Origin of the sequence: Klebsiella sp. 1SOBk10mer (assembly GCF_046602535.1) — a bacterium.
Classification (GTDB): domain Bacteria; phylum Pseudomonadota; class Gammaproteobacteria; order Enterobacterales; family Enterobacteriaceae; genus Klebsiella; species Klebsiella quasipneumoniae.
Genome location: NZ_JBKIUP010000006.1, coordinates 346,921 through 372,851, shown reverse-complemented (window position 1 = coordinate 372,851; position 25,931 = coordinate 346,921). Strand labels below are relative to the sequence as shown.

Sequence of the window (25,931 nt, the reverse complement as noted above, 5' to 3'; positions counted from 1 at the left end):
AGGGATTGCCCGGCGGCGCTGCGCTTGCGCGGGCCTACAGCCAACCGCATAACGGTTTGATATTGCTGCCTTTCGTAGGCCGGGTAAGGCGAAGCCGCCACCCGGCAGAAATGCGGGCACAATAACCAAACAGGTTTGTCATCAGCCACCGGGCAATCTTCAGGGATTGCCCGGCGGCGCTGCGCTTGCGCGGGCCTACAGCCAACCGCATAACGGTTTGATATTGCTGCCTTTCGTAGGCCGGGTAAGGCGAAGCCGCCACCCGGCAGAAAGGCGGGCACAATAACCAAACAGGTTTATCATCAGCAAGAATGCCTTCCCGGATGGGGAAGGCATTTAACAGAAGACGCGGGATTGATGCGCGGCGATTACACCAGGGCGCGCAGCTCTTCGCGCATGTAGGTGGAAAAGAATTCCGGATGCTTAATCACCAGCCGTTCGCCGGCGGCGACCCGTTCAGCCCACTCCGCCACTTTGTCGGTAAACCCGGCGCTCCAGCCCTGCTGCTGACCGCGCTCAGCGACATCGGCCGGGCTGGCTGGCACGCCCAGTTCTTTCAAATATTTGAGAATTCCCTTCGCGGTACTTTCATCCATAGACTGTGGTACTGGCTCAGACGTATTCATACCACCAATGAAATCCAATGCTTTATCAATGACTGCTGGCATAGGTGTGTCCTTATATTAACCACATAGTAAACCTGACTACACTATGGACCGGAAAGCGACGTGATTTCAAAGAACACGCTCACGTTATGGGACATCGCGCATTCAGAAAAGGGGATTTTGCACAGCTGAGGCGGGGGTTGGACAAAAAACAAGCCGGTCCCGGGGGACCGGCCTGGGGATCGCGTCAGGCGTTGCTGACGGATTTTTGCGCGGCGCTGGACTGACTGTTCTCCAGCATCCGGCGGACCGGGACAATCAGCACGGCCAGTACGGCGGCGCAGATCAGCAGCGCGATAGAGCAGCGGGCAAAGAGGTCCGGCAGCAGCGACAGCTGATCGGCCTTCACATGACCGCCAATCAGCCCCGCCGCCAGGTTACCCAGCGCGCTGGCGCAGAACCACAGCCCCATCATCTGGCCGCGCATTCTCTCCGGCGCCAGCAGGGTCATGGTCGCCAGACCAATCGGGCTCAGGCACAGTTCGCCGAGCGTCAGCATCAGGATGCTGCCCACCAGCCACAGCGGCGACACACCGGCCCCGCCGTTGTTCAGGACGTTCTGCGCCGCCAGCATCATCAGGCCAAAGCCCGCCGCTGCGCACAGGATGCCAATGACGAATTTGGTCATACTGCCCGGACGGACGTTTTTGCGCGCCAGCGCTGGCCACGCCCAGCTGAAGACCGGCGCAAGCAGAATGATAAACAAGGCGTTAATCGACTGGAACCAGACCGCGGGGATTTCAAAATCGCCGATCATCCGGTTGGTGTAGTCGTTAGCAAACAGGTTGAAGGAGGTCGGTTTCTGTTCAAACGCGGACCAGAAAAAGGCCGCCGAGACCAGCAAAATAAAGCATACCAGCAGGCGCGCCCGCTCTTTACGGCTCAGGCCGGCGAAGACGAACAGCCAGATGAAATAGAGCGCCACGGAGGCGGCAATCACATAGACCAGCACGCTGGCCACCGCCACCGGGTTAATCACGATCGTGCCCAGGCTAATGAGCGTGACCAGCACCGCCACTCCCAGGGCCAGCGCCAGCAGCCACGCCCCAACGCCATTCTTTTTCGCCACCGGGCTGTTCCAGGTGGAATCGAGGCCAACCTCCGCGTCATAGCGCTTCATCGACGGTACGGCAAAGACACGGAAAATGATCAATGCCACCAGCATACCGATCCCCCCGATGCCGAAGCCCCAGTGCCAGCCATGGGATTTAATCAGCCAGCCGGAGATTAACGGCGCGATAAACGAGCCGATGTTGATCCCCATGTAGAACAGCGAGAAACCACCGTCGCGGCGCGCGTCGCCTTTTTTATACAGGGTACCGACCATCACCGAGATACAGGTTTTAAACAACCCGGAACCGAGGACGATAAACATCAGGCCGATAAAGAACAGGTCGTTGCCCAGCCATGCCGACAGGGCGATCGACAGGTGCCCGAGGGCGATAAGAATCGAGCCGTACCAGACGGCGCGCTGCTGGCCTAGCCAGTTATCCGCCAGCCAGCCGCCCGGCAGCGCGGCCAGATACATACTGCCGGCAAAAATCCCGACGATCGCCGAGGCGTTCTCCCGCGCCAGCCCCATCCCGCCGTCGTAAACCGTCGCCGCCATAAACAGGATCAGTAAGGGACGGATCCCGTAAAACGAGAAACGCTCCCACATTTCAGTGAAGAACAGGGAGCCCAGCGGATAAGGATGGCCGAAAAAGGTACGGCTTTCGTTTTTATTAACAGAGGAATGCATAAATTCTCCAGAAAAGGTGCGCCGCAGCGCAAGTTAACCGTATAAAGCGGGCTGACGATTTATAATTTGTTTGTCTTAACATCAGATACGAGCATTTTTAACCATTTGATAACCATGCAGTGGTTTTGTCCAGCCCCTTACCGTTCCTTTTTAGATGAAAAGTCGACAAACATCTAGTTTTATAGATTTAATGTTCGCAAAAACGTAAACGGCGTTGACATTATGCCATTGTGCAGAATACATAATTTTATTTATTAAAAACAGTAAGTTGATTGATTAACAAAGGACAAAAACCGTCGGTGCGGACAGGGCATATAACGACAGGAAAAGTAAGGGAAACGGGCCGGAGGAGGCAGAAATAGCGCTAAGTGAGAATATTATTAAGCCATCCAGGTGCTACCCCCGGAGAGCCAACCGTGCGGCAGGATTTACAAGGCTTGCCGGCTGCTATAGCCGGCGCCATTTTGCGCGCTATTTTACACGCTGCCCCGCCCGATCAATGACCCGCTCACCGTCTTCCTTCACAAAGGTGCCTTTTTGCGGCGCCGGCAGGATCTCCAGCACCACCTCTGACGGGCGACAGAGTCGGGTGCCCCGCGGCGTCACCACGATCGGACGGTTAATCAGGATCGGATGCTGGAGCATAAAGTCGATTAACTGGTCATCTGTAAACCGGTCTTCCGCCAGGCCCAGCGCATCGTAGGGTTCGACGTTTTGCCGCAGCAGCGCCCGCACCGGGATCGCCATCGCGGCGATCAGCTGGCGCAGCTCATCGCGCGACGGCGGCGTCTCCAGATAATAGATAATGGTGGGCTCAGCGCCGCTGTTGCGGATCAGTGCCAGGGTATTACGCGAGGTGCCGCATTCAGGGTTATGGTAAATGGTGATGCTCATAGTACGTTCTCATGGCTGGTTGAAAGAGAGACGCAGCGCCAGCGCGGCCAGCGTCACAAGCAGCACCGGCAGGGTCATGATGATGCCGCAGCGGAAATAATAACCCCAACCGATGGTGATGTGCTTCTGCGTCAGCACATGCAGCCAGAGCAGCGTGGCCAGGCTCCCAATCGGCGTGATTTTCGGCCCCAGATCGCAGCCGATGACGTTGGCATATATCATGGCCTCTTTGATCGTCCCTGTTGCCGCACTGCCATCAATCGACAGGGCGCCGACCAGTACGCTGGGCATATTATTCATGATTGAAGAGAGGAAGGCCGACAGGATACCGGTGCCCAGCGTCGCGGCCCACAGCCCGCGCTCCGCCAGCATGTTCAGAACCGTGGTCAGATAATCCGTTAATCCGGCGTTTCGCAGGCCATACACCACCAGATACATCCCCAGCGAGAAGATCACAATCTGCCATGGGGCGCCGCGCAGCACCTTGCCGGTGTTAATCACCCGCCCGCGCTTCGCGACAGCAAACAGGATCCCCGCTCCCGGCGCCGCGATGGCGCTGACCGGGATCCCCAGCGGGTCAAGAACGAAAAAGCCGACCAGCAACAGCAGCAGCACGCCCCAGCCAGTGCGGAACGTCGCCGGATCTTTTATCGCCGTGGCCGGCGCTTTCAGTAACGCCATATCCCAGGCGGGTGGGATATCCTTGCGAAAGAACAGGTGCAGCATCGCCAGGGTGGAGAGGATTGCCGCGAGATCGACCGGCACCATCACCGAAGCGTACTCCCTGAAGCCAATGGCAAAGAAATCTGCCGACACGATATTCACTAAATTCGACACCACCAGCGGCAGGCTGGCGGTATCGGCAATAAACCCGGCTGCCATGACAAAGGCCAGCATCGTTCCCTTACTGAACCCCAGCGCCCGCAGCATGGCAATTACGATGGGCGTGAGGATCAGCGCCGCGCCGTCGTTGGCAAACAGCGCCGCCACCGCCGCGCCGAGCAGGATAATCCAGGTAAACAGCAGACGACCCCGCCCTCTTCCCCAGCGGGAAACGTGTAGCGCGGCCCATTCAAAAAAGCCGGACTCGTCGAGCAGCAGGCTGATAATGATCACGGCGATAAACGTGGCGGTGGCATTCCAGACGATATGCCACACCACCGGGATATCGGCTATCTGTACGCCACCGGTGACCAGCGCCAGCGCCGCGCCAAAGGCCGCGCTCCAGCCGATCCCTAACCCCCGCGGCTGCCAGATCACCAGCACCAGGGTCAGGACAAAAATGGCACCTGCCAGCAACATCGTTCCTCCACCAATCACATTCGAAAAATCATATATGATAAGATAAATTTTTTACCGACAACCTGGCCCGTCGGTCAGTCTGCTGATCATCAGCCGCACATCGTCCTGCTGACTTAGCCAGGCCTGCTCAATCACCTGCGCCGCCCAGGCCGGCATCTGCGGAGAGAGGCGATAATGGACCCACTTACCCTGTTTTCGATCCCGCAGCAGCCCACTCTCCCGCAGCATTGCCAGATGGCGGGAGATCTTGGGCTGGGACTGGGCGAGCGCCGTACAGAGATCGCACACGCACAGCTCTCCCCGCGCCTTGAGCAACAGCACGATCCCCAGCCGGGTTTCATCGGCGAGGTTTTTGAACAGTTGCAGGGGTAATAAAGACATGGTTTCTCCTCAAGCGTGACGGACAGCATACGGGACCACGATTAAAGATCAATATACATTCGAAAATACATATATGTTTTTTCACAGCTGCGATAAATCTCCCTGCAGTTGCAGCACGCGCCTCCTGCTCAATAGCACGCAAAAATGCCGCGCTTTCTTTTATCCATCATTGAAATGTGTCAGGCTGAAGATCCCATCGGATTGACAGGGTTTTCAGGATGAGTACGATTTATGTGGTTGTTTTAACGTATATAAAACCGCTCGAAGAGATTGACAACGCGATCCCCGCCCACGTCGAATGGCTCAAAAAATGCTATGCTGACGGCCTCTTTCTCGCCTCCGGCCGCCGTATTCCTCGTACCGGCGGGGTGATTCTGGCGAAATGCGACAGCCGGGAAATTCTGGAATCGCGTCTGGGCCAGGATCCCTTCCAGCAGCTGGGCCTCGCCCATACGGAGATTATTCCCTTTGAGGCCAGCATGGCGTCGCCCGCGCTGCAGTCGCTGTTATAAGCCTGTTCCGGAGGAAAAATGCAGCCATCCTTTCACTGGATTAATGAACCTGCCGAGTGGCACCGCGATGCCGACGGCCTGACGGTGGTCACCGATAAGCATACCGACTTCTGGCGCCATACCTGGTATGGCTTCGAACGCTTCTCCGGCCATCTTTATGCCGCTGAGGTGGAGGGCGATTTTACCCTGCAGGCAAAAATCTGTGCGGATTTCACCACGCTTTACGACCAGGCCGGGCTGATGATGATGGCGGACGAGCAGACCTGGCTGAAGGCGGGGATTGAGTTTAATGACGATGCCCCGGCCATCGGCAGCGTGCTGACGTTAACCCACTCCGACTGGGCCACCGGGCTTTTCCCCGGCGACCCGCGCACTTTCTGGCTACGGCTGACCCGCAAAGGCGATGCGTTAAGGCTGCAGTATTCGACCGACGGCGAGCGCTGGCCGCTGCTGCGTCTTGGCTACTTTCCGCCAGGCCCGGTAAAAGCCGGCGTTATGTGCTGCTCACCGGAGCGCGGCGGACTGGCGGTTGCATTTCGGGATATTCAGCTTTCCCCGCCGCTGGACAAAGCGCTGCACGATCTGAGCTGAACGCTAGCGGGAAGACCCGACTTTCTCTGCATCCTGAGGGCCAGGATTGCAGGGTTCGCGGGTGCCGGGCAGGTAAAAATGGCCGTGCTTATCGGGATCGGTGCCGCCCGGGCACCCTGCCCTGCCTGAGGAGTTATCGCTACTGCCGCCGTCCGAACCGTTGCCGCCGTCGGCGCTCGATATTACCGACTGGCCGTGATGGCCATGCGCTGCAGTGGCTGAAAACGCCACCAGCGCGAACACACAGACCATTAAGCGTCTGCCCATTGCTGCCTCTCCCTTATTGAAATTCCCCACCCATCGCGTTGACGATGGGATAAGCCGTTACACCGCGATAAAAAACCGCTTTATCCGCAGGGAGTATAGGGTTAAGGCAGAGGGAAAGACAGGGCCGGTGTCTTCAGACATTTCGCACGCAAAATAGCCTTTATGCCGCGGTATGCGCTATCAGAAAATCAATCAGGGCTTTCACCCTTTTCGTTTTACCCGCGTTTTTCGGGTAATAGAGATAAACCGGCGGATAGGTTTTCCAGTAGTCCTCCATCACCGGTAGAAACTGTTCACGATCGGGCTGTAGCCGCCAGATAGGTTCAAACAAGCGGCCAATCCCCAGTCCATGGCGGATACCGTCTGCCATGACGTCAATATCATTGCTGATTAACTGCCCCGGCATCTCCACGGTGAGTTGCTCGCCGTGGTCATTGAGGATCAGCGGGAGGATACGGTGGTTGGTAATAAAGCGATAGCCAATCAGCCGGTGATGGCTGAGATCGGCGGGCGACTCAGGCACGCCATATTCGGCCAGATAGGCTGAGGAGGCATATAACCCTTCGCGAAACGGTTTCATTAACGGGCGGGCGACCACCCCGCCTTCGAGAATATCGCCAAAGCGGATCCCAAGGTCGAATCGTTCTTCAATGATATTGACGGTACCGTCATAGACCGATATTTCCAGCTGGATCCCCGGGTATTGCTGACAGAAAGCCGCCATCGCCGGTTTAAGAATAAGCAGGTAGGCAAAGCGCGAGAGCGTAATTCTCACCGCCCCGGAGGGTTCCCGATTCTGATCGCGGAGGCTCTCCAGCGATGTTTCCAGAACCTCGACCGCCGCAGCGGTTTGCTCCAGCAACTGTTGGCCAGTTTCCGTCAGCTCGATTCGCCGGGTGGTACGCACAAAAAGCGGATGACCGATATGCTCCTCCAGCAACTTGAGGGCATTGCTAACAGACGGCGGCGTGATTTCTAATTTCCTCGCCGCGGCCGAGATATTGCCTTCGCGCGCAATGCTCTGAAAGATGCGTATTTGATTATAAAGTGCGTTATTCATAGCATCTCCTTGCGACAGTCTCGCCTGATTATTAAGTACAGGCTAAATATTCTTAAGTCAATGACCGCCTAATCTTCACTCCCTGTGGCTCGTATACTTTTGTCTCTTCCCGCTGATAACGACTTTCCGGAGACAACGATGCGAATTTTATGTCTGGATATCCCCGCGCCCGGCGCAACGCTGGAACACTATGCGCCGCACCTTACCGCGGAAGCCCTCCATGCCTGGGGGCTGTATAAATCTGGCTTTATCCGCGACATCTATTTCCGTCAGGACCGACCCGGCGTCGCTATTTTCCTAGAGTGCGACACCGTGGAAGAGGCGAATAACGTCATGGCCGAATTTCCGCTGGCGAAGGCGGGTTTATTAACCTTCGAGTGTATTCCACTCGGCTCGTTTATTAACTGGGAAAACCTCTTCTCTGCCGAATTTAAACCTCAGGAGTAACGATGAGAAAGCCTCATATCCTTATCGTTTCCGGGCATCCGGATCTTAACCATTCCATCGCCAACGCCACCATCCTCGATGAGCTGGCGACCGCCCTGCCTGATGCGGAAATCCGTCGTCTGGACTGGCTCTATCCGGACGGCAAATTCAACATCGCCGCAGAGCAGGAAAGCCTGCTGCAGGCGGATGTGATTGTCTGGCAGTTTCCCTTTAGCTGGTATGGGCTGCCCGGGTTAATGAAACAGTGGCTGGACGAGGTCTTTGTCCACGGCTTCGCCCATGGCTCAACGGCGAAACTGGGTGGTAAAAAGCTGATCCTCTCCTTCACCACGGGAGCGCCACAGACGCTCTATACCGCTGACGGTTTCTTTGGCTATGCCATTGAGGAGTATCTCCTTCCCTTCGAGACCACGGCCAGGCTGTGCAATCTTGAGCTGCTGGCGCCGGTTTATACCTGCGGCATTAGCTACGCCGACCGGGATGCCGACAAAATCGCTCAGCAAAAAACGCGTGCCCGGGAACACGCGGCCAGACTGATCGCACGGCTTAAAACTCTGGTGGAATAACCCAAAGGGAGAAAATAAAGATGCAGTATACCCGGCTCGGGAAGAGTGACTTACTGGTCTCCCGCATCTGCATGGGATGTATGGGGTTTGGCGATCCGTCAACGGGTCAGCATCGCTGGACGCTGGACGAAACAGCCAGCAGGGACATCATCCGCTACGCGCTGGAACAGGGCATCAATTTTTACGATACCGCCATCGCCTATCAGAACGGCTCCAGCGAACGGTACGTTGGCCGGGCGCTGCGGGAGATGGCAAAACGCGAGGATGTGGTGCTGGCCACCAAGTTTCTGCCACGAACCGCTGCCCAGATTGCCGGGGGGATCAGCGGAAAACAGGCGATCACCCGCTCGCTTGACCAGAGTCTGCGAAACCTCGGGATGGACTACATCGACCTCTACATTTACCACATCTGGGATTACAACACCCCGGTTATCGACGTGCTGGAGGCGCTGCATGCCGCTGTCGCCGCCGGCAAGGTGCGCGCGATTGGCATTTCCAATTGTTATGCCTGGCAGTTGGCGAAGGCGAACGCCCTTGCCGAACGCGAAGGGCTGACGTCCTTTGTTTCTGTGCAGAGCCACTACAACCTGATTATGCGTGAAGACGAACGAGAGCTGTTCGGGCTGTGCGCGGAAGATAATATCGCGATGACTCCCTATAGCGCGCTGGCCAGCGGCCGTCTCGCCCGCTTAGAAGGCCACACGCGGCGAGCGGTGGAAGATGATTATGCCCGGGGCAAATACGACCGCACGGCAGAGCAGGATCGGAGCATTATTGCCCGCGTCGCCGAACTTGCCGAACGGCATCAGGTCTCCATGACCGAAATTTCGCTGGCCTGGCTGCTGACTAAAGTCACCGCCCCGGTGGTCGGCGCCACGCAAAAGCATCATGTTGACGGCGCGGTCAACGCTGTAGCCCTTCAACTGAGCCCGGAAGAAATCCGCTATCTGGAAGAAGCCTATCAGCCGCACTTCCTCACAGGCGTGATGGCGCAAAACACGCCGCAAGCCAAAGACCATCCTCAGGTGTGGACGCGCTAACGATCCGCCCAGTGGATCGGAAAGGAGCAAATATGAAAAACGTGATTGCCGCGGCAGCCTTGTCGCTTGTGCTGTCTGATTTTGCTTATGCCAACGAACAAAGAGATGAAGCTATGATGAAAATTACCCCTTCTACCCTTACGGACGCTGATATTCAAGCGGTGTCGCCGGCGCTGGCGCGCTTCGGCCGCGAGGCCATCAGCAACGACCTCTGGCAACGTGACGCCCTGTCCGCCCGCGACCGTAGCATCGTGACCATGGCGATGCTGATTGCCCGCAACCAGCCAGGAGAGCTGAAGCACTATATTGCCGTCGCGCTCGATAGCGGCGTGACGCCAGCGGAAGTGTCAGAGATCATTACTCACCTCGCCTTCTACGCTGGCTGGCCCAATGCGATGTCAGCCGTCAGCGTCGCTAAAGCCATCTTTGAAGCCAGGGGCGTGACGGCAGAGTCCCTCCCCGCCGCCTCGCCGACGCTGCTGCCCCTCAATGAACAGGTAGAGAAACAGCGTGCAGACACCGTCGAAAAAAATGTCGGCCCCATTTCACCTGGCCTGGTTAAATTTACCGCCGACCCGCTGTTTCTCGACCTCTGGCAACGGCCCGCGCTAACGCCCCGCGACAGAAGCCTGGTGACGGTCAGCGCGTTAATCGCCGCCGGACAGAGCGCGCAGATTGGCTGCCACCTAAACAGAGCCATGGATAATGGGCTTTCGGCTGAAGAGGCCGGAGAAGTGGTTGCCCAGGCGGCGTTCTACGCGGGATGGCCAAATGCGTTTACCGCTGCTCCTGTGGTCGGTGAGGTATTGCGATCGCGCGAGAGCAAAACTGAATAAAAAAGAATAAAGGACAGGGAAGCTGTCCTTTATTCGTCGTTAATTGTTAATTTAAAGGTACCACGAGGGCTTTCGATTAGGTCTCACGGAAAGAACATAAACGGTCTATCGAAGTATGGAGACTTCGATCGTGAATCTGTTCAGATCGCTCATTGAGAAAATTTCCGTTCCGTATGCCGTCATGAGTCTCATCCTTTGAAAGCAGCGATCGCTGTGGCGAGACTGTAGCGCGGACATGTCTATTTGGTCAGGCCATGACTGACCTCCCCCCACCGCATATCGCAAGAATTTGCTTTCTCAGCCAGCGGTGACCGGGGTCGCGTTCCATCCTTGGGTGCCACATCTGCGATACCGTAATACGACGGCTTTTGAACGGCAGCTCGAAAACGTGTACCTGGTCCGTTACCTGCTGATTGAGTAAATAGAGTGCGGGTATCATGGCGATAAGATCCGATTCCAGCGCCACGGACAGTGCTGTCGGAAATCCCGGTACGACGCTCGCAATTTTACGTTTTGTCCCCAGTTCGGCCAGCGCATCGTCAACGGATCCGTGCAACGCGCCCTCGGGTGACGCTACCACATGGCCCCAGGCGACATAATCACCCACGCCTATTTCTGCCTGCTTAGCCAGCGGGTGCCCTTTACGCACGACGCCAACAAACCGATCCTCAAACAGTCGTTGCAGCCGTATTTCTGGCCCCATATTACTCTGAACGCCAATCTCCAGATCAACCAGCCCTTCCCGAAGATAGCGCGACGTTTTTTCCGGCTTAGGCGCGAAGCGTATACAGACGTCAGGCGCGGCGTCGGCAACCGCTGCGATGAGCGCAGGCCCAAACGCCACCACAAAACCATCGTTTGCCCTGATGGTAAAAAGACGCGCCAGACTTCGCGCGCAGAACGTTTCCGTTGAGGGCTGCAATACTGCCCTGGCCTCGTGCACTGCACGCCTGGCGCGATCCCGGGTCGCTTCGGCCCACGGGGTCAGTACCATGTTACGCCCGGCGCGCACCAGAATCGGGTCTCCTGTGACATCGCGTAATCTGCTTAATGTTCGGCTCATGGCCGAGGTGCTGAGGTTCAGACGACGTGCCGCACCTGCGACACTCGCTTCACTCAGCAATATGTCGAGAGCTACCAGCAAATTAAAATCGGGATCAGACATTACCCTTTCTCCCAGCACATTAAGATAAGGCGTTTGATGCAACAATAAAGTGAAAATAGTGCGCCTTCCGCCTGGTAAAAGCCATCTTTATAGTTTTGTCATCCATACACTCTTTTCAGAGGACAAATGATGACGCTCTTTTCCAGCCAACCCGGCGACGAAGGACTGCCTGGCCCGGCGCGCGCACGGGTGATGGCCGCAATCATGACCACCACCTTAATGGGCGTGTTTGATGGCACCATGATCAACATTGCCCTGCCCTCAATGGCTCAGGAGATGCAGGTACCTGCCGGTATTGCCGTCTGGTTCGCCAACGGGTATCTGCTGGCGGCTGCGATGACGCTGGCGATATTCGCGGCGCTTGCGGCCCGTCTGGGTTATCGCCCTGTATTTCTGGCGGGCCTGACGACCTTTACCCTGACATCACTGGGTTGCGCGCTGGCGAATAAGCCCGAAGTGCTTATCGGTATGCGCGTGCTTCAGGGGATCGGCGGCGCGGCAACGCTGAGTATTGCCCCCGCAATACTCAGGTCCGTATTTCCCGGACGATTACTTGGCCGCATTCTGGGGTTCCATGCCCTACTCATTGCCTCCAGCTCCGCTATCGGCCCGGTATTGGGTGGTACGATCCTTCACACCCTGAGCTGGCAATGGCTGTTTGCGATAAACGTTCTTCCCGGCACCCTCGCCTTACTGCTGGCGGTCAGAGCGCTGCCGCGGGATGCGATCCGTATGCAGGCGCCCTTCGACACCCTGGGCGCCATATTGTCGGCGTTGCTGTTGGGTTCGACGATCATGGCGGCGAACAGCCTACAGAACGCCACTTATCAATTCGGCAGCCTTTGCTGGATGGCTCTCGCTGCGCTGAGCGGCATGGCTTTTATCTGGCAAATCCGCCGCACGGGTCATCCCTTACTGCCGCCGACCATGTTTAAAAATGAACGTTTTACCCTCGCGGCCTTCACGTCGATGATTGCTTTTGTCAGCCAGGGGATCACCTTTATTGCGCTACCCTTCCTGTTTCAGAGCGAATACGGCTACAGTCCGGTAGTGTCTGCCCTGCTGTTTACGCCGTGGCCATTAGGGATCGTGGTGATTGCGCCGCATGCAGGCCGTTGGGCGGACACGATATCAGCCCCGGCGATATCCACTCTGGGGCTGGTGATATTTGTCGTCGGTTTGATCCTGCTGGCGACGTTACCCGCCAGCCCTTCAATGTGGGATATCTGCCTGCGAAGTCTGGTGTGCGGAATAGGGTTTGGCTGCTTTCAGAGTCCCAATAACCGGGAAATGCTCTCAAACGTTATTCGTGAGCACGCGAGTTATGCGTCCGGTGTTTTATCCATTATGCGCACTTTCGGGCAGTGCCTGGGAGCCGCCACTGTAGGCGTTCTGCTGGCAGCAGATGAAAGGGCAATTCATGTTGCGCTGTGGAGCGCCGCCGCGGCCTCTGCAGTATCGGTCGTCGTCAGCGCGAGCCGGTTGCGTAAAATCACTCATCCTGCGGAAACAGGATAAGTGCGAAAATATCACTAAACGCTACGACTCCAGCGCCAGCAGCGCAAAACGCCGATCCGGCAACCAAAGTGGAGTCCTCCGTCGGAGTTCAATAGACTAACAGAAAGCTATAACCGCTTATTTTTCAAGGGAAAATTGAATTGGGTAGACTTCAGGAGACTTGAAATTGGAGCGGGCGAAGGGAATCGAACCCTCTCGTCTAACCCTATGAATTGTGAACCAAAATAAGTAATCGCGGTACTTATCCCGGTAGTTGGTAGCGGTAGATTACAAGGTAATTACCATGCCAATCAAGAAGACTTCTTACCTTTATGCAAACAAGGATGGGATATTCATTTTTCAAATCTATGTCCCGGTGTACATGCGCCACTTGTGGGGCGGGCGACGTTCGCTCAAGAAATCGACAGGCACACGGGACATCATGCAAGCTCGCATTTTCCGTGACCAATATCTATTAGAGTTCCGCAAGCTACAGCTCATGATGAAACCGGATAACCCTATTGCCCGGATTCATTCCGCTGTAACAGATCTTCACTTGCTGGCGGGGGTATCCAGCAGCATTACCACACCCGCAACTATTCCAACAGAGCGGGGAAAACCAGCATCACCAAAATTGACAGATGTCAGTAAAGAATATGCAGAGCAATACAAAGATCGGCGCTCTTATTCCACTCTGAGTAAATCAGTTCGCGCTGTATCGGCATTTACTAATTCAATTAAGCGTCCAGCCATTACAATAAATGGAATCGGGCGGCGGCTCGTCTCTGACTTTCTGGAAGCGAACCAAGATAAGTTTTCCCGACAGACGCTGCAAAACTGGTTAACCTGCTTAGGGACGCTGTATGACTTCGCTCGGCGTAAATATGACAATATCGCCCCTGATAATCCCTTTCACGGCCACAATCTGGAAGCTCGCCAGACGAACGAAAGTTATCAACCTTTTGAACCACACCAGCTACAGGCATTAATAAAAGAGGCAGGTAGCGAGATACGAGACGTAATCATAATCGGTTTGTATTCCGGTATGCGTCTCGACGAAATCGCCAGCATCAAACGGGATGAGATTATCAAAGTTGAAGGGGTACGCTGCTTCTACGTCAGCAAATCTAAAACTAAAGCGGGTATAAGGCACGTCCCCATACACTCGTTGTTAATCAGCATCGTTGATAAATACCTTGCACAGAACAACGGCGAATACCTGCTGCCCCAATCGAACAAGATTAAACGTGCCGATGGTAAGCGCGGCCCGTGGTACTCACAGGCATTCACACGGCTACGTCGTCGTGTGCTGCCAGCGGCCACAGATCGCCAGTGTTTCCATTCGCTGCGCGGTCACTTCATCACCTGCTTAGATAGGGCTGGCGTACCAGAACAGCGGATAGGTACAATCACAGGGCACACCGAACAAAAGGCCAAAACTGAAGCATTCAGGACATATAGCAAGGGAGCGGGGATGAAAGAATTAGTCCAGTATATTGAATGTGTCTATTATGACGGCTTCTGAATGTAAGGGGGGATAGCCCCCCTTTAATTATTTGTCCCACTCAGTCAGAATTTGGTTGCTAACTTCATCCGAGAGATTGTACCAATAAGCCGAGTTGTTAGTTGCGTCTACAACAATAAGTTTGTCATCACTATCCATCACCGCCCTTACAATTTTGGCTGCATCCTCAGCAGAATAATTATCATTAACATACCAGTTCGACTCAGTTGCTACAGCCCAATTCCCTAAAGATTTAATTGCATCATACACAGCCGCATAATCTTTCGTTTTAATGAGGTCGTAAGTAATAAATAAATTATTAGCCATGAATTTTCTCCCAAAGGGCTAAGAAAAATAAAGCGCCCCGGAAGGCGCTCACATATCAATGGTCTTTAAGCCATGCCTGTACTTTCTTAGCCGAATGACCTACGGCCTGTACGGCTTGAATAAGTTTGGCCTCACTAACTCCAAACTTTTTAGCCCAATCACGTCTCTCGTAATCCTGTTTGATACTTATTAAATCATTGTCAGGTGTACCGATTTTGGTCTTGTCATCAGCCATTTTACTGATTCCTCGAGATACAGGCTTATGCCTGCTCACTAGTTATATGACTCCTCTGCCGTTTCGTAAATGATCAATAATCAAACAATTGACACTGATCATCAAACCAGTAAAAGCCTTTAACTCTGCGCAGGGTAGATGACGCTGACCCCCTTATATTGCTGGCGGTAGTTCAATAACATTGAACTCATGAGGGCGGGTGAAAGGCCACATAAACGCCCAGCGTGGTAGCCACCCTCAGCCGCATTAGCGGAACGATGCACCACAGCACGCACGTGCCCGGTTCGATGGCAGTGATCTAGCACGGCAGACGCAAGGCGCAGCGGTTTACCTGTCACCGCACAGCGTCGATATTGATAATTCCACAGGAAGACACGGACAGCGGCCACGTCAGCGCGGCGCAGCTCCAGCTGCCCGGAACCATTCAACAGGAAGCGATACACATCTTCAAATACATTGGCATTTGTAATCCGCTCTACCAGCGGCATGTTGCCGAGGTGTTCCAGATAGCCCCTCATAGCTTTTCTTAATACCCGGTCTGTCCGTGTAACCATGATTCAAAGTCTCCATTGTCAGATGAAGCCCGCCTAAAGGCTTCATATTCTTCGCGCTGGCGTTGGCGTACCAAAGCATAAAGCTCGGCGGCCATCGCATTAACACGTTCGTCACTGATACCATTGCGGCGCATCAGCCCCAGCAGCTTACGAAATTCAGCTTCCAGCTCAGGCTCTCCGGTATCCATTACCCACTGTTTCAGGTCAGCGAGTGCGCCAGTCATTGGCGGCGGCTCGATGTACCGCCATCTTAATTTAATCGTCAATGCCATAAGCATTCCTCTTTATGCCGTTTGCTCTCGCTTCATTGGCTTGTTTAAGCGTCCTTCCTTCGATAGCGATAGCCAGCCGTTCCTTTTGCTTGCCCGCCAACCGCAAGGCACTGTCTCTCCAGCAGAGCAGAAAGAAGACGGTCAGCACCTGTTTATTATTCCCCCCCAACAGTTCGCTAAGTCCTTGCTCAGTTAAAATCCTGTGCCACACAGCAGCGTGCGCCGTTGGGTGCTCAGGCACGGACACACCGAGCGCGTCTCCAATCTGCGACATGAGCTCATCCCCGTTGCCCGGGCGCAGCCGTGGCAGTGAAACACAGCTAGCTTCGGCCAGCAGTTCGGCGTAACACTGGCGGAGTGGGTCGTCTTCGGCCAGCGGCTTAACAGGCGGAGGGAGTTCCGGCACCGGGTCATCAGCTTCAACAGAATCCGGATCATCGACAGGAGCGTCCACGACAGGGGCGGGCGCGGTGCGGCGGTTCCCCTTCCGGCTGGGCTTCCGCACTTTTGCGGTGTCGCGCTCTTCGGCTGTCACCAGCTTGAGGTTAATCAGTCGGTTATCAGCCTTGTTGCCGTTGATGTGCAGAACCTGTGCCCCGCTGGGGATTTCGCCATGAGCAATCGCCCATGCTGCCCGATGTGCAGACACGGCGTTACGCCTCCCATCAACCCGGACAGATACCCTGCGGCTTCTATCGGGGGCAATGAATGTATCGGCCAGCTCCCCGGCGCGGTCGCGCCGCTTGCCTTTGGCGTGCGTCAATCGGCCAGTCTCGACCTCGTATGTGAACAGCTCCCGCAACAGCGCGGGGTTTTCGTAAGGCTTCATCGTGTTCCCCGTTAGGTAGCTTGCAATAAATCGGCTGGCGTTGAGGGATGGTATCTGGCTTTAGCTTTTAGATAGGCAGCACGCGCCGCCGCTTCGGTAGTAAATAAGCCGAGGTGATGGCGAACGCCACCGACGCGAATGTAAGCTTCCCATCTGCCAGAGCAGACATGATGGCTATATCCCTTGGCTTTGCGGTAATTGTGCTGGTTTTCTTGTGGCGTAACCGTGCGGAGATTGACAAGGCGGTTGTCATCGCGTACTGCGTTGATATGGTCGATTTGCATCCCCGCACGGATACTGCCATTAGCAATGATGAAGGCGACACGGTGGGCGTATAGCGCATGAGATTGCCCATTGATGCGGACAGATACGCGCCTATATCCGGCGCTGTCCGTTACCGTGTCGGCCAGTTCCCCGGCTTTGGCGTAAAGCCGCTTGTTGTCTCCAATCCTGTCCACTGCGTGAAATAGGCGGCCAGTATCCATATTGTACCGAAATAAAGAACGCAACAGCTCCGGGATATAAACATTGTCAGCCATAGAAATAGCTCCCGCGCCAGCGTTAGCCAGTGCGATTTATGGAAAGGGGAAAAGAGAATGAGACGAATCAAGCAGCAGCTTTTTCAGCCGCGATCTCAAGAATCAGGCCGATAAGCGCGAAGGCAGGCCAGTGGGGATTAAGCTCGTGCAGGTGCGCAACGCCTCCACCAAAAGCGTCGCGCATATCAGCACCAGAGATACCCGCGCGTTTGGCCGCCCGGCGCAGCAATCGCAGCTCGGAGCCGGGAACATACGCCGAGGGCATACGCACGCCGAAACGTGAGGCGAGCCGCCGCCAGTGCGCTTCGTCAGCAAAGTCCTGTTTAAGCTGGCTGGCGTTGGCTTTCCAGTGTTCAATCTTTGCGCTACGGGCAGCCCTAGCCGCTGCCACGTTTTCAGGTGTCAGTAAGGTCATTGTCAGATCTCAATGCAAAGTGGGTTTATGTGTGGTGTTTGAGAGGCAATTTCGCGTTTTACAGGCGCAGGTATACGAATGCACATCTGGCGATGTACAACGCGATTCAGGCTCTAAAACGTAAGGTTAAGGCGTGGGAAAGGCAGGACAGGCGATTGATTAGCGGCCAGCGCGTTTGCCAAGGGAGCCCTGAGCAACCAGAGCGCGGTATTGTTCATCATACTGGCGATGGCCGGGGCCATATCCTGATTGCTGCGCCCACTGCGAAAGCTGGTCATACGCTGTAATAAACTCGGCATGAGACATACCGACAGGTTGCGCGGCAGGCTGGCCGTATGGGTTCCCCTGCGATGGAACATAACCAGTCGCAGTGCCTGCGGTCATCCTCTCTTGTAGGTACTGAACTGCCCGCTGCATCTGCGCAGGGTCGCCAGACAACACCATCCGCTCAAGGGTAGATTGCGTCCCGGCGTCGAGCGTGCCAGCGTACTGCAACATAGCGTCAACTGTCCCCTGCCCTAGCTGGCTTTCAATGGACTGGTGGAACTGTCCCATTAGCCCTTGCAGCTCGGCGGTATACTCGACAGCAGTTCCATCCATTAGGGATATAGTATCGCCCACCTGCGCCCCGGCGCTGTCCACGTTCTGATCTTGTTGATTAGCAATGTTGCCATTATTCCATTGGTCGCCATCATTGCCGTTAACAGGCTGGGTACGGAGGAAATCAACATCAGAAGGGGCGGAGCTAAAGCGGGATGCGCCATTGTCAGCGCCCACAGGTGCGGCCATGTATGGCGATTGCTGCGGGGCAGCATCAGCACCGGAAAGGTACGGATTAACATACTGATCAGACATAAATTATTCTCCTGATAATGCTCTAAAGTCGTGAACCTGCGCTAACAACAGCATATGAACAGGCACACATCGCTCCGGCAGTTTGCGTACACCGTGATACGCTTTCCCCATATCCTGACGGTCGACCTGATAGGCGCGGGCAAGGTCTGCCTGACTCACCTCCAGTGATTCAGAAATCAGCTTTAATTGTGCAGCCCAGTCTGTATTCTTGCGTGGCGGCAGCAATACGATAGTTTTGCTCATGGTAATTCCTCGTTAAAGTAATCCACGTTTACGAAGCCAACGACGCTCACCAACGGGGCCGCGCGGACGTTGTTTCGGGTTCTGGTTAGGTGTTTGGATGGGGTCGATTCCCCCGGCGGCGGTCAGGTTCCGCGTCAGTACATCCCAGCCCCGCGACTCTATCGGCGCGTAGCCTTCGCGTTGTTCGTCAAGGTTCACATAGAGTTCGGGATTAACTGCGGGATGTAGTGGTTCGTTCTCTACCATCACTTAGCCCCGAATCGCGTGTTAACGTCTTCCAAAATATCTGGATAAGACCACTTGCTACGCATCAGGCGCAGGACATGAGCAACAGCCTCAGCAGAGATCCCAAGCTCCTCAGCGATCTCGGTTTGTTTCCAGCCGAAGCGCTCAAGCCTGTGCATCTGATCGAGGTCGGCGCCCAGCAGGCGGCGCATCGTCTGCGGTTTCTCAGGCTTTGCTTTAACTGCTTTCGGCATCGGGTGGGTGTGGGCGTTGCTAAAGCGGGAATGGACGATAGCCAGCACAGTTTCAGGCCGAATTAGAAAATCGCGTGCAATGGCATGCGTAGTGTCCCAGTGGCCGCGCCCCGGTTTCCAGCGCTTACGGATGGCGTTGTATTCCTCCAGCGTAATAGCGGCTTCATCCCGCCACTGGTTGGCAAGGTCGGCTACGTAAACGCCGCTCAGCACCGCCTCAACATCCACCGGGTCAAATCCGGTTGCCGCGACAACTTCCTCTACATTTAGAAGATCGCGCTTAACAAGGGTATTGATGCGCTGGATATCGGTCAGGCTCAGAACTGTCATAAGGTAAAGTCTCCATCGAAATTGATTTGATCTTCAATCAGCGTGCGAATAAGTAGCAGACTGGAAGCGGTATGTGTCCCAGACTTGCATGCGTCGTCGTACATGGCACGGGCTACGCGCTGGTATTTCTCCGGCAGCTTAACGAACCATTGCCGAAATTGTTCAGGGGTCATTGGTCGTCATCCTCCAAGAACACATTGTTAAAAGTTGTATCCGGTGAATCGGCGGCATTCTGCTTGAGGAAGTTGACACAGGATGACAACTCAGCCGCAGCCATGCGGGACTCTCCCGCCTCATCCTCCCTAAGTCGGCGAGTCAGCGCCCCCAGCAGCAGGGTTTTTAGTTCCCATGTTCCGGCTTCAAATTCAGATTTAGTCATTGGTGGTTATCTCCAATTAAGCCCATTGCACGCAGATGTTGAATTACCTCAGCATGTACTGGTTTTGGTAAATACAGACGGCGCTGCACAGATTGGAGGATTTCTGCGGGCGTCTTAACTGCAGGGTGAGCAGCCCCATTAAAAACCTCATGCGCCATGCGCCACGTCGGCCAAACGCGAGAGCCATCCCCCCGGTGGCGGAATCTGTTCAATATCGCAGCTAGGCACTCCCACGGCTCACAGTCATTCAGTAGGCAATACCGCTGTAGTGGGGAGCCTACCCGGCGCAAAACGGCCTCGCGATTGAGGGCGTGAACATGGCGTGACGCCAGTCCGTCAAATGAATACCCGTTCAGGGCAAACGCAAGTTGGGCATTAAGCAGGGCGTCAGAACGCCCCGCGCGCTGCAGCACGGTTTCATCAGGCATAAGGATTTCTCCAGAAGGGAATTTAAACAGGTGAGTCGGTCAACTCAGAGGAAACGGGAGATGTAGTCCCAGTTGCAGTTTTCAGGGCGGTAGAAGTAAGCAAGCTCATCAGGCGCAACATCCAGCGCCAGCGATGACCACAGCAGAAAAGCGCGGGCAGGTTCCCCATCGCGCCCGGCTCGTCCAATCATCTGAACGAGATCAGGCAAATCATCGGGGACGTATGTCACGACAACGTTACGGATATCAGGAACATCAGCACCCAGCCCGAAGGCTTTAGTAGCAATAAGAATCGCGCCCGGCGTAGAGGCAAACCACTCAGCGTTTGCGTGGCGTTCCTCGTTGCTCAGGTGCATCGTCTTCGAGTGATACGGCCGCGCCCGGTCGCCCAAGAGTTTCAGGTACGCCCGCAACGTTTTAAGGTCATTGACGAGAATAAGCGTCTTCTCTTCTTTCGGCAGAGCCTCGACCAGCCCAATAGCCGCTCGGAAACGTTCGCGGCACTGTCTGACTGGCGTCAACTGGATATTCTCGCGAGCAACATCAGCGCGGAATGTTACGTAATCGCCACGGCAGCCAAGCGACTCCATTAAACTGCGCTCATTTTCGCGTAGCAGCGTAGCCGTAAACACGCAGCGTTGAGCCGAAGGAAAGGCATTCTGTAGTGTGTGCTGCATTGCGTCGTAAGCTGGGCGGAAATCCCAGTCTTTGACCGTGTGTGCCTCATCGATAATAAAACGATCAACGCCATAAGCCATCAGCGCTGCGAGAACCTGACTCGACGGAACCAGATGTTCAGGCGAAACAACAGCAACCCGGAACGCCCCGGCTGCTAGTCCCGCCAGTTGTTGTGCGTTGCGGTGCCTCGGTAGCTTATCGCCAAAGGCCACAGCGTGAATGCCAGCCTCCCGCAACTGGCGGAGAATCTGACGCTTAAGGGTATTAGTAGGAACCACGATTACAGACAGGCCAATGCCAGCGCGGGACTCATAAATCAATGGATAAGTGAAGGCTGCGCTTTTGCCATACCCGGTAGGCAGAACGGCAAGCACATCACTGCCACGGGAAAAGATCGCATCAGCAACAGACAACTGCCCCGGCCTCCACTCCAGCCCATCGGGTGGCAGCAGGCTAACGCGCGCGTTTCGGTCACAGCGAGCCAGGGGGCGGAACTCATACGGCGTAGTATTCAGTGACGGCACAGACGACAATGCAGCCAAGCCGTTCGGGTCACAATGACGATTTGTACTGTTAAATTTATCCTCGGTAGGTTTCGACTCTCCGCACCACAATTGACGAAACTCCGCTGAGTCCCCGTAGCGTTTGAAATCTGAATTGCGCATCGCTTCCAGTTTATTCATGCCCCTGTTGATGTGGTGTATAGTCTTCTCATCACAAATCAGGAACTCGCGGCAGGCTTTGAGAAAAGCATTCTGCCCGGTTGTCGATGCCGGAACGGCGTGCTCGCGCGGTTTCAATGCGGCATCATCTACGCGAACACCGGGAAAATCTGGCGGCAGCGGGTCAGCATAACGAGCAGGCTTCTTGTTTAACCACAGCTCCAGCTCAGCGCATCGGCAATGAATTGCGTCACCGGGCTGGATGACTTGCCGCAACCCCGTGTCGGAACGCTGTTTTTGCTTCTTCGGTTGAACACCGTGCAGCGTTCGCCACTCCCGCAAGGTCATCGCGGAGCCATCTGCATTGTAATAAAACTCTTCGGTCTTCGTGTTGTAGGCCGCTTTAACGGGTTTACGCTTTACGGGACATATCTTGGAACGCCGAATAACAATCCCGTCAGCAATCATCTGCTGTACATCTGCGTTAGCGGTATTGAGCGGTTCGGCGTCAGCGGCCAGCGCCAGCAGGCGGCGTAGATTCGTTGGCATGGTGAAATCTCCAGAAAATAGGGGTAGGTATTAGCTCAGGTTGGGGCGGCGGTACAGGTGCGGCAGACTCTCTGCCCTTATAGAGGTTTCGTGGCAGTGGTTGCGCCGGGGGTTCTATCTGCCTTAATAGATGCTCTCAAAATCGGAGAGTCTGTCGCGCTTCGGGCGCTGTTCTTTCTCCTGTATAGTCGCTTTAATCTGTTCTTTTTTCGACCAGCACCTCGCAAAACCTTGTCGCGCATGGGCTAGGCGCGTTTGACAGAGCAGCTTTATGTAGGTTCAAAAGCGGGAAAATAGTGTTTTAACTCTCCTGATTAGTAGCCTTTAAAATTAAAAACATAAGTTACTGATATCAATAGATAATTAGGAAAGTGTCTATAGTGATATAGTATCGCTAGATACGCAGAGCGAGCGCGGCGCAGCCGAAACAAGCGAGCGCGGAACGTCAACGGATGGAATCCGACAGGATGACAGACGGCAGACAGTGAACGCAGTAGGACAGTAACAGACAGTAGACCGTGACGGCGTGCCATAGTTGGCAGTAGCACAGCAGGCAGTAAGACCAATGACCAACGGCTAAGACCTGAAAGGAAACGAACAAGGAAGATGATTGAATGCTACAGAAATGAATTGAAGATGTTATGAAGAATACCGTACCGATATCAGGATAAGATTGAATACAGAAGTAATACCGATACAGAGTACCGTTCCACTATACATCCCCGCCGCGTTGCCTGCCACGGCAAGCACGGTTGCGTAGAGTGGCCGAGCATCAGCAGCGGACGCAGGCCGATGAATGAGCCGAAGGTGAATGAAAGCGGACTGGCGGACGCGAGAAGCGCAGCCAGTGGTGAGCGTGAAGCGATACACTGATTAGGAGATGGGGATGTAGGGGAAGAACCCTTTTTTGTACATGTATTTCAAATGCAACTTTAAAGATACTACTAACGTGTTGACCAGCTTCAAATCTAGCTTAGTGATTGGACAACGCAGCCTTTGATCCCTTCCCCTGCCCCATCCCTCGAATTGTTCAGTGATAAATCACTTTCACAATCTGATCTCGATGCTCATCGTCTGGCACGGCTAAAGCCCCGCCACCTCTTCACATCGAGAGCCGCGAGTAAAACGAAAACACGTTACAAATCATAGCATTACGACATCACGCATAACATAACTATCTGATATCAATACAAAAGCTGTAGGTCATCCATCACCCACAGCCCAGTAACGGCCAGTGCTGACACCTCATTTGGCTGTAGGTTAAACAACAAATACAGCTCACCACCACCACAAACAGCAGTCAAAAGCCCAGCCCCGTATTCACGCTCCAGCACCACTGGATTTACATCAGGGTTTAGCAGTCCACCGCGTATCATGCTCACCGTTCCCAGCTAACATGCCGTTTGATTACCTACCTAGTACCCGAAACGCTGTATTCAGACGCTCGCCATTGTACCGCTACGCCACTGCATTAATCGTGGTTCACCGTTGGCTTATGGTGACGCTACTCACCATCCCGCCCAGCTCCGATTGCACCGGATACCCAGCAGGCCGTGACACTTGAGGCGGCCAGTTTGCCTTTTCATTTAGCCATCTAGAAGTCCATAAAATCACACTGCATATCGTATGTCAACAGGAAGCAGCCACGATTCAGACGCTGGCGGCCAACTCTCGCTTGATGCGGTAGAACGTTGCCCGGCTTATCCCGGCAGCTTTCATGATGCGCTCCGGTTTCACACCCTGCGCCAGCATTTCCCTGACGGTCTCGCGAGCGGCGGCATCCTTCTGACTCCCACGATAAAGCCCCTCAGCTTTGGCTCGTTCAATGCCCTGCCGCTGGCGCATCAGTCGCGTCTCGTAGTCCACGCGAGCCATTGTAGCGAGAATATCGATCAGCATTGCGTTAACGGCTCTGAGGATGCCGCTGGTTAGCTCTGACGCGGTTTCGTTCAGCAACTGCCACGAGGTTGGCAGGTCAACGGCGACGATCACCAGCCCCTTATCCTGAATCCTCTGTTTCAGTGTTGCCCATTCCTTTTGAGTCAGGCGGCTTAGCCTGTCTATGCTTTCAACAAGTAGAACGTCGCCAGCCTCCGCCTCACCCAGCAGGCGCATCAGTTCAGGACGCTCCAGCCGCGCACCGCTGGCGTTCTCGATGTATCGCGCAGCAATAGACCAACCACGCTCATTAGCGAAATCCTCCAGCGCAGGAACGGCACGGTCGGCGTGTTGCTCGGCGGTGGATGCCCTGGCATACAGACGAACGTTATTCATGATTCCCCCTCCAAATCTCAGTGAAGTATCACATCCCGACATGAAGGAGATCACACTTAAAAACCGTGGTCAATAGGGTATGAAATAAATTTGATTGCGACAGCGGCGGCACATCACAATGCGGTATACCCAAACGAGACAGATACAAGCGCAGGCAAGAGCAGCACCCAGCATCAACGCAAAGTGCTTTAACAGTGGAGATTCAGGAGTGATTTAGCGTTTAAAGAGAAGAGTAACCCTAACCCATAGCCTCATGATCAGAACGCGAAACAGGGTCATAAACGCCACAGAGGAAGGCAAATCGATATACAGCCCGCCCAGCCTTCGGCTGGGAGAGGCGCACGGGGGAAGTTGAAGCCTTAACCGTCGAGGGAGGCGCGACCATAAGCGTGCAATTTTTCAAGCCGGGAATATCTGTAATAGCTTTAGCTACAAAGGACTCAATACATACTACTCACCCGTCATGGTTGACTTGTGACCACAGATTATTCAAGCTGCGAAGCTACTAACTATTATGCTGATGGTTGAATGGAGAGTTTTCAGGAATGGAAAGATATCGCCCGCATGGTCGTACCGTAACCACTTTAGAAGCAGATGTACTTAAACTTCGAGCGCTAGAAATGGTGTTAATGCTTTTCTATGTAGAAAACCTTAAAGGTTTTATTATCAGTTCTGTCAAACTTACAAAACGCCTAAGAAAAATTCCTGATAACATAACTCCAGAAACAAATAACGAAGAGCAAATTAGTTTTAAAAAAGCACATGAATTACTCATTTTAGAAGGTGTCATAACACAAGAAGAAAGCGTACAACTGAAAGAAATGATTGACTACCGTAATACTATAGGCCATGAGATCCATAAAATAACCATAGACATTGGAGCATATTCAAATCTGGCAGAGTATGACCTCCTTAATGGACATAAAATAGCAAAATATGATTACTCAGCAGTCCAACGCATACAAAAGTTTAGAAAGAATATAGAAAGAAAAATGATGGAAAAGTCATTTTGCTTTGAGTTATCTTTCAACACATTGGCATTTGACGCCGCAGAGCAAGCATACCTTAAGGAGATTAAGCGGTTAAAGAAAAAGGTTAACGCTGGGATTGATAAGCTGAATGTTACTATAGAAACCACAAATAAAATAATCCGCAACATTCCACGGGAAGTTATGGATACTATACAACCCGGCCATCCGAAAAACACAAAAAATAATGGCACATTCAGCGCGGAAGGTGCGAAAGGAATACTCATGCTCTATGATGCAAAAGCAACGCCGCTCGCTGCCTCCTATATAATGAGGGTATCATACCGTACAGCTTCAAAATGGTATAAAGAATGGATTAAAAAGCAGACAAGAAAATAAAATAAGGCTGATAAAAACTCAAACAGCATACCAACCTTATTTATAGTT

General features: G+C 54.2%; 31 protein-coding genes and 1 pseudogene. 9 read left to right on the top strand and 23 right to left on the bottom strand.

What is annotated here, in order from left to right; translation table 11 throughout:
* Window positions 1-368 precede the first annotated feature (368 nt).
* The 5 genes from ACLH1I_RS18125 to ACLH1I_RS18105 all read right to left on the bottom strand — a co-directional run bounded on the left by ACLH1I_RS18125 (window position 369) and on the right by ACLH1I_RS18105 (window position 4,983).
* Window positions 369-668, bottom strand: coding sequence for a DUF1889 family protein (locus ACLH1I_RS18125; RefSeq protein WP_004205347.1), 300 nt, complete (start codon window positions 666-668; stop codon window positions 369-371).
* 184 nt (window positions 669-852) lie between these two features.
* The gene (locus ACLH1I_RS18120) at window positions 853-2,406 is read right to left on the bottom strand and encodes a peptide MFS transporter (RefSeq protein WP_017899270.1); all 1,554 of its coding nucleotides are present in this window, start codon (window positions 2,404-2,406) and stop codon (window positions 853-855) included.
* A gap of 471 nt (window positions 2,407-2,877) precedes the next feature.
* Window positions 2,878-3,300: a glutaredoxin-dependent arsenate reductase gene (gene arsC / locus ACLH1I_RS18115; protein WP_062914424.1), complete on the bottom strand. Its 423-nt coding sequence runs from the start codon at window positions 3,298-3,300 to the stop codon at window positions 2,878-2,880.
* Between the two features lie 9 nt (window positions 3,301-3,309).
* Window positions 3,310-4,602: an arsenic transporter gene (locus ACLH1I_RS18110; RefSeq protein WP_064178216.1), complete on the bottom strand. Its 1,293-nt coding sequence runs from the start codon at window positions 4,600-4,602 to the stop codon at window positions 3,310-3,312.
* A 51-nt stretch (window positions 4,603-4,653) separates the two neighbouring features.
* The gene (locus ACLH1I_RS18105) at window positions 4,654-4,983 is read right to left on the bottom strand and encodes a metalloregulator ArsR/SmtB family transcription factor (RefSeq protein ID WP_004205342.1); all 330 of its coding nucleotides are present in this window, start codon (window positions 4,981-4,983) and stop codon (window positions 4,654-4,656) included.
* Window positions 4,984-5,201: 218 nt separating this feature from the next.
* Here ACLH1I_RS18105 and ACLH1I_RS18100 point away from each other — a divergent pair, with 218 nt between their 5' ends.
* Together ACLH1I_RS18100 and ACLH1I_RS18095 are read left to right on the top strand one after the other, a co-directional pair.
* The gene (locus ACLH1I_RS18100) at window positions 5,202-5,495 is read left to right on the top strand and encodes a YciI family protein (RefSeq protein WP_004205341.1); all 294 of its coding nucleotides are present in this window, start codon (window positions 5,202-5,204) and stop codon (window positions 5,493-5,495) included.
* Between the two features lie 18 nt (window positions 5,496-5,513).
* Window positions 5,514-6,086, top strand: a complete 573-nt coding sequence (locus ACLH1I_RS18095) for a DUF1349 domain-containing protein (protein ID WP_004205340.1) — start codon at window positions 5,514-5,516, stop codon at window positions 6,084-6,086.
* 3 nt (window positions 6,087-6,089) lie between these two features.
* Here ACLH1I_RS18095 and ACLH1I_RS18090 read toward each other — a convergent pair whose 3' ends face one another.
* Both ACLH1I_RS18090 and ACLH1I_RS18085 read right to left on the bottom strand, forming a co-directional pair.
* Window positions 6,090-6,353: a hypothetical protein gene (locus tag ACLH1I_RS18090; protein ID WP_004205339.1), complete on the bottom strand. Its 264-nt coding sequence runs from the start codon at window positions 6,351-6,353 to the stop codon at window positions 6,090-6,092.
* A 160-nt stretch (window positions 6,354-6,513) separates the two neighbouring features.
* Window positions 6,514-7,413, bottom strand: a complete 900-nt coding sequence (locus ACLH1I_RS18085) for a LysR family transcriptional regulator (protein WP_004205338.1) — start codon at window positions 7,411-7,413, stop codon at window positions 6,514-6,516.
* A 138-nt stretch (window positions 7,414-7,551) separates the two neighbouring features.
* Here ACLH1I_RS18085 and ACLH1I_RS18080 point away from each other — a divergent pair, with 138 nt between their 5' ends.
* From ACLH1I_RS18080 to ACLH1I_RS18065, 4 genes are read left to right on the top strand one after another with little or no spacing between them, the layout of a single operon-like run.
* Window positions 7,552-7,860 (top strand): hypothetical protein, encoded by a 309-nt coding sequence (locus ACLH1I_RS18080; RefSeq protein ID WP_004205336.1) that lies wholly within the window; start codon window positions 7,552-7,554, stop codon window positions 7,858-7,860.
* Window positions 7,861-7,862: 2 nt separating this feature from the next.
* Window positions 7,863-8,426 (top strand): NAD(P)H-dependent oxidoreductase, encoded by a 564-nt coding sequence (locus ACLH1I_RS18075; protein WP_004205334.1) that lies wholly within the window; start codon window positions 7,863-7,865, stop codon window positions 8,424-8,426.
* Between the two features lie 20 nt (window positions 8,427-8,446).
* Window positions 8,447-9,466 carry an aldo/keto reductase gene (locus ACLH1I_RS18070; protein WP_065799959.1) on the top strand — a complete coding sequence of 340 codons (1,020 nt, stop codon included), beginning with the start codon at window positions 8,447-8,449 and terminating at the stop codon, window positions 9,464-9,466.
* Between the two features lie 32 nt (window positions 9,467-9,498).
* A complete protein-coding gene (locus ACLH1I_RS18065) occupies window positions 9,499-10,302 on the top strand; it encodes a carboxymuconolactone decarboxylase family protein (RefSeq protein ID WP_198079808.1) in 804 nt (267 codons plus the stop codon).
* A gap of 247 nt (window positions 10,303-10,549) precedes the next feature.
* On the opposite strand, the gene ACLH1I_RS18060 is transcribed toward ACLH1I_RS18065, so the two are convergent.
* A complete protein-coding gene (locus tag ACLH1I_RS18060; protein ID WP_004205331.1) occupies window positions 10,550-11,467 on the bottom strand; it encodes a LysR family transcriptional regulator in 918 nt (305 codons plus the stop codon).
* A gap of 129 nt (window positions 11,468-11,596) precedes the next feature.
* On the opposite strand from ACLH1I_RS18060, the gene ACLH1I_RS18055 reads away from it, so the two are divergent.
* Together ACLH1I_RS18055 and ACLH1I_RS18050 are read left to right on the top strand one after the other, a co-directional pair.
* Complete coding sequence (locus ACLH1I_RS18055) at window positions 11,597-12,985, top strand: MFS transporter (RefSeq protein WP_198079838.1); 1,389 nt, start codon at window positions 11,597-11,599, stop codon at window positions 12,983-12,985.
* A 283-nt stretch (window positions 12,986-13,268) separates the two neighbouring features.
* Window positions 13,269-14,489, top strand: a complete 1,221-nt coding sequence (locus tag ACLH1I_RS18050) for a tyrosine-type recombinase/integrase (RefSeq protein ID WP_128336217.1) — start codon at window positions 13,269-13,271, stop codon at window positions 14,487-14,489.
* 27 nt (window positions 14,490-14,516) lie between these two features.
* Here the strand turns inward: ACLH1I_RS18050 and ACLH1I_RS18045 are convergent, their stop codons facing one another.
* From ACLH1I_RS18045 to ACLH1I_RS17975, 15 genes and pseudogenes are all read right to left on the bottom strand, one after another.
* The gene (locus ACLH1I_RS18045; protein ID WP_411302872.1) at window positions 14,517-14,795 is read right to left on the bottom strand and encodes a hypothetical protein; all 279 of its coding nucleotides are present in this window, start codon (window positions 14,793-14,795) and stop codon (window positions 14,517-14,519) included.
* Between the two features lie 55 nt (window positions 14,796-14,850).
* Window positions 14,851-15,030, bottom strand: coding sequence for a DUF3606 domain-containing protein (locus ACLH1I_RS18040; RefSeq protein ID WP_032968401.1), 180 nt, complete (start codon window positions 15,028-15,030; stop codon window positions 14,851-14,853).
* Between the two features lie 119 nt (window positions 15,031-15,149).
* Window positions 15,150-15,584 carry an endonuclease domain-containing protein gene (locus ACLH1I_RS18035; protein ID WP_128336216.1) on the bottom strand — a complete coding sequence of 145 codons (435 nt, stop codon included), beginning with the start codon at window positions 15,582-15,584 and terminating at the stop codon, window positions 15,150-15,152.
* A complete protein-coding gene (locus ACLH1I_RS18030) occupies window positions 15,557-15,856 on the bottom strand; it encodes a hypothetical protein (RefSeq protein ID WP_128336215.1) in 300 nt (99 codons plus the stop codon). The genes ACLH1I_RS18035 and ACLH1I_RS18030 overlap by 28 nt, the downstream gene beginning before the upstream one ends.
* The gene (locus ACLH1I_RS18025; RefSeq protein WP_241660283.1) at window positions 15,840-16,262 is read right to left on the bottom strand and encodes a hypothetical protein; all 423 of its coding nucleotides are present in this window, start codon (window positions 16,260-16,262) and stop codon (window positions 15,840-15,842) included. The genes ACLH1I_RS18030 and ACLH1I_RS18025 overlap by 17 nt, the downstream gene beginning before the upstream one ends.
* 126 nt (window positions 16,263-16,388) lie before the next feature.
* Window positions 16,389-16,685 (bottom strand): annotated as a pseudogene (locus tag ACLH1I_RS18020) (HNH endonuclease signature motif containing protein); the annotation flags it as partial.
* Between the two features lie 11 nt (window positions 16,686-16,696).
* Window positions 16,697-17,224 carry an HNH endonuclease signature motif containing protein gene (locus tag ACLH1I_RS18015; protein ID WP_128336213.1) on the bottom strand — a complete coding sequence of 176 codons (528 nt, stop codon included), beginning with the start codon at window positions 17,222-17,224 and terminating at the stop codon, window positions 16,697-16,699.
* A 67-nt stretch (window positions 17,225-17,291) separates the two neighbouring features.
* Window positions 17,292-17,639 (bottom strand): hypothetical protein, encoded by a 348-nt coding sequence (locus ACLH1I_RS18010; RefSeq protein ID WP_128336212.1) that lies wholly within the window; start codon window positions 17,637-17,639, stop codon window positions 17,292-17,294.
* A 159-nt stretch (window positions 17,640-17,798) separates the two neighbouring features.
* Entirely contained in the window at window positions 17,799-18,494 is a 696-nt protein-coding gene (locus tag ACLH1I_RS18005) for a hypothetical protein (RefSeq protein WP_198079809.1), read from the bottom strand.
* Between the two features lie 3 nt (window positions 18,495-18,497).
* Window positions 18,498-18,737 carry a hypothetical protein gene (locus tag ACLH1I_RS18000; RefSeq protein ID WP_000047583.1) on the bottom strand — a complete coding sequence of 80 codons (240 nt, stop codon included), beginning with the start codon at window positions 18,735-18,737 and terminating at the stop codon, window positions 18,498-18,500.
* Window positions 18,738-18,982: 245 nt separating this feature from the next.
* Window positions 18,983-19,546, bottom strand: coding sequence for a hypothetical protein (locus ACLH1I_RS17995; RefSeq protein WP_128336209.1), 564 nt, complete (start codon window positions 19,544-19,546; stop codon window positions 18,983-18,985).
* Entirely contained in the window at window positions 19,543-19,719 is a 177-nt protein-coding gene (locus tag ACLH1I_RS17990) for a hypothetical protein (protein WP_198079810.1), read from the bottom strand. The genes ACLH1I_RS17995 and ACLH1I_RS17990 overlap by 4 nt, the downstream gene beginning before the upstream one ends.
* On the bottom strand, window positions 19,716-19,925 hold the full coding sequence (locus ACLH1I_RS17985) for a hypothetical protein (RefSeq protein ID WP_128336208.1): 210 nt from the start codon (window positions 19,923-19,925) through the stop codon (window positions 19,716-19,718). Before ACLH1I_RS17985 ends, ACLH1I_RS17990 begins: the two co-directional genes overlap by 4 nt.
* Before the next feature lie 472 nt (window positions 19,926-20,397).
* On the bottom strand, window positions 20,398-22,242 hold the full coding sequence (locus ACLH1I_RS17980) for a DEAD/DEAH box helicase (RefSeq protein WP_126494883.1): 1,845 nt from the start codon (window positions 22,240-22,242) through the stop codon (window positions 20,398-20,400).
* A 1,650-nt stretch (window positions 22,243-23,892) separates the two neighbouring features.
* On the bottom strand, window positions 23,893-24,516 hold the full coding sequence (locus ACLH1I_RS17975; protein WP_048241725.1) for a recombinase family protein: 624 nt from the start codon (window positions 24,514-24,516) through the stop codon (window positions 23,893-23,895).
* A 545-nt stretch (window positions 24,517-25,061) separates the two neighbouring features.
* Here ACLH1I_RS17975 and ACLH1I_RS17970 point away from each other — a divergent pair.
* Window positions 25,062-25,883 carry a hypothetical protein gene (locus ACLH1I_RS17970; RefSeq protein WP_152842038.1) on the top strand — a complete coding sequence of 274 codons (822 nt, stop codon included), beginning with the start codon at window positions 25,062-25,064 and terminating at the stop codon, window positions 25,881-25,883.
* Window positions 25,884-25,931: the final 48 nt, after the last annotated feature.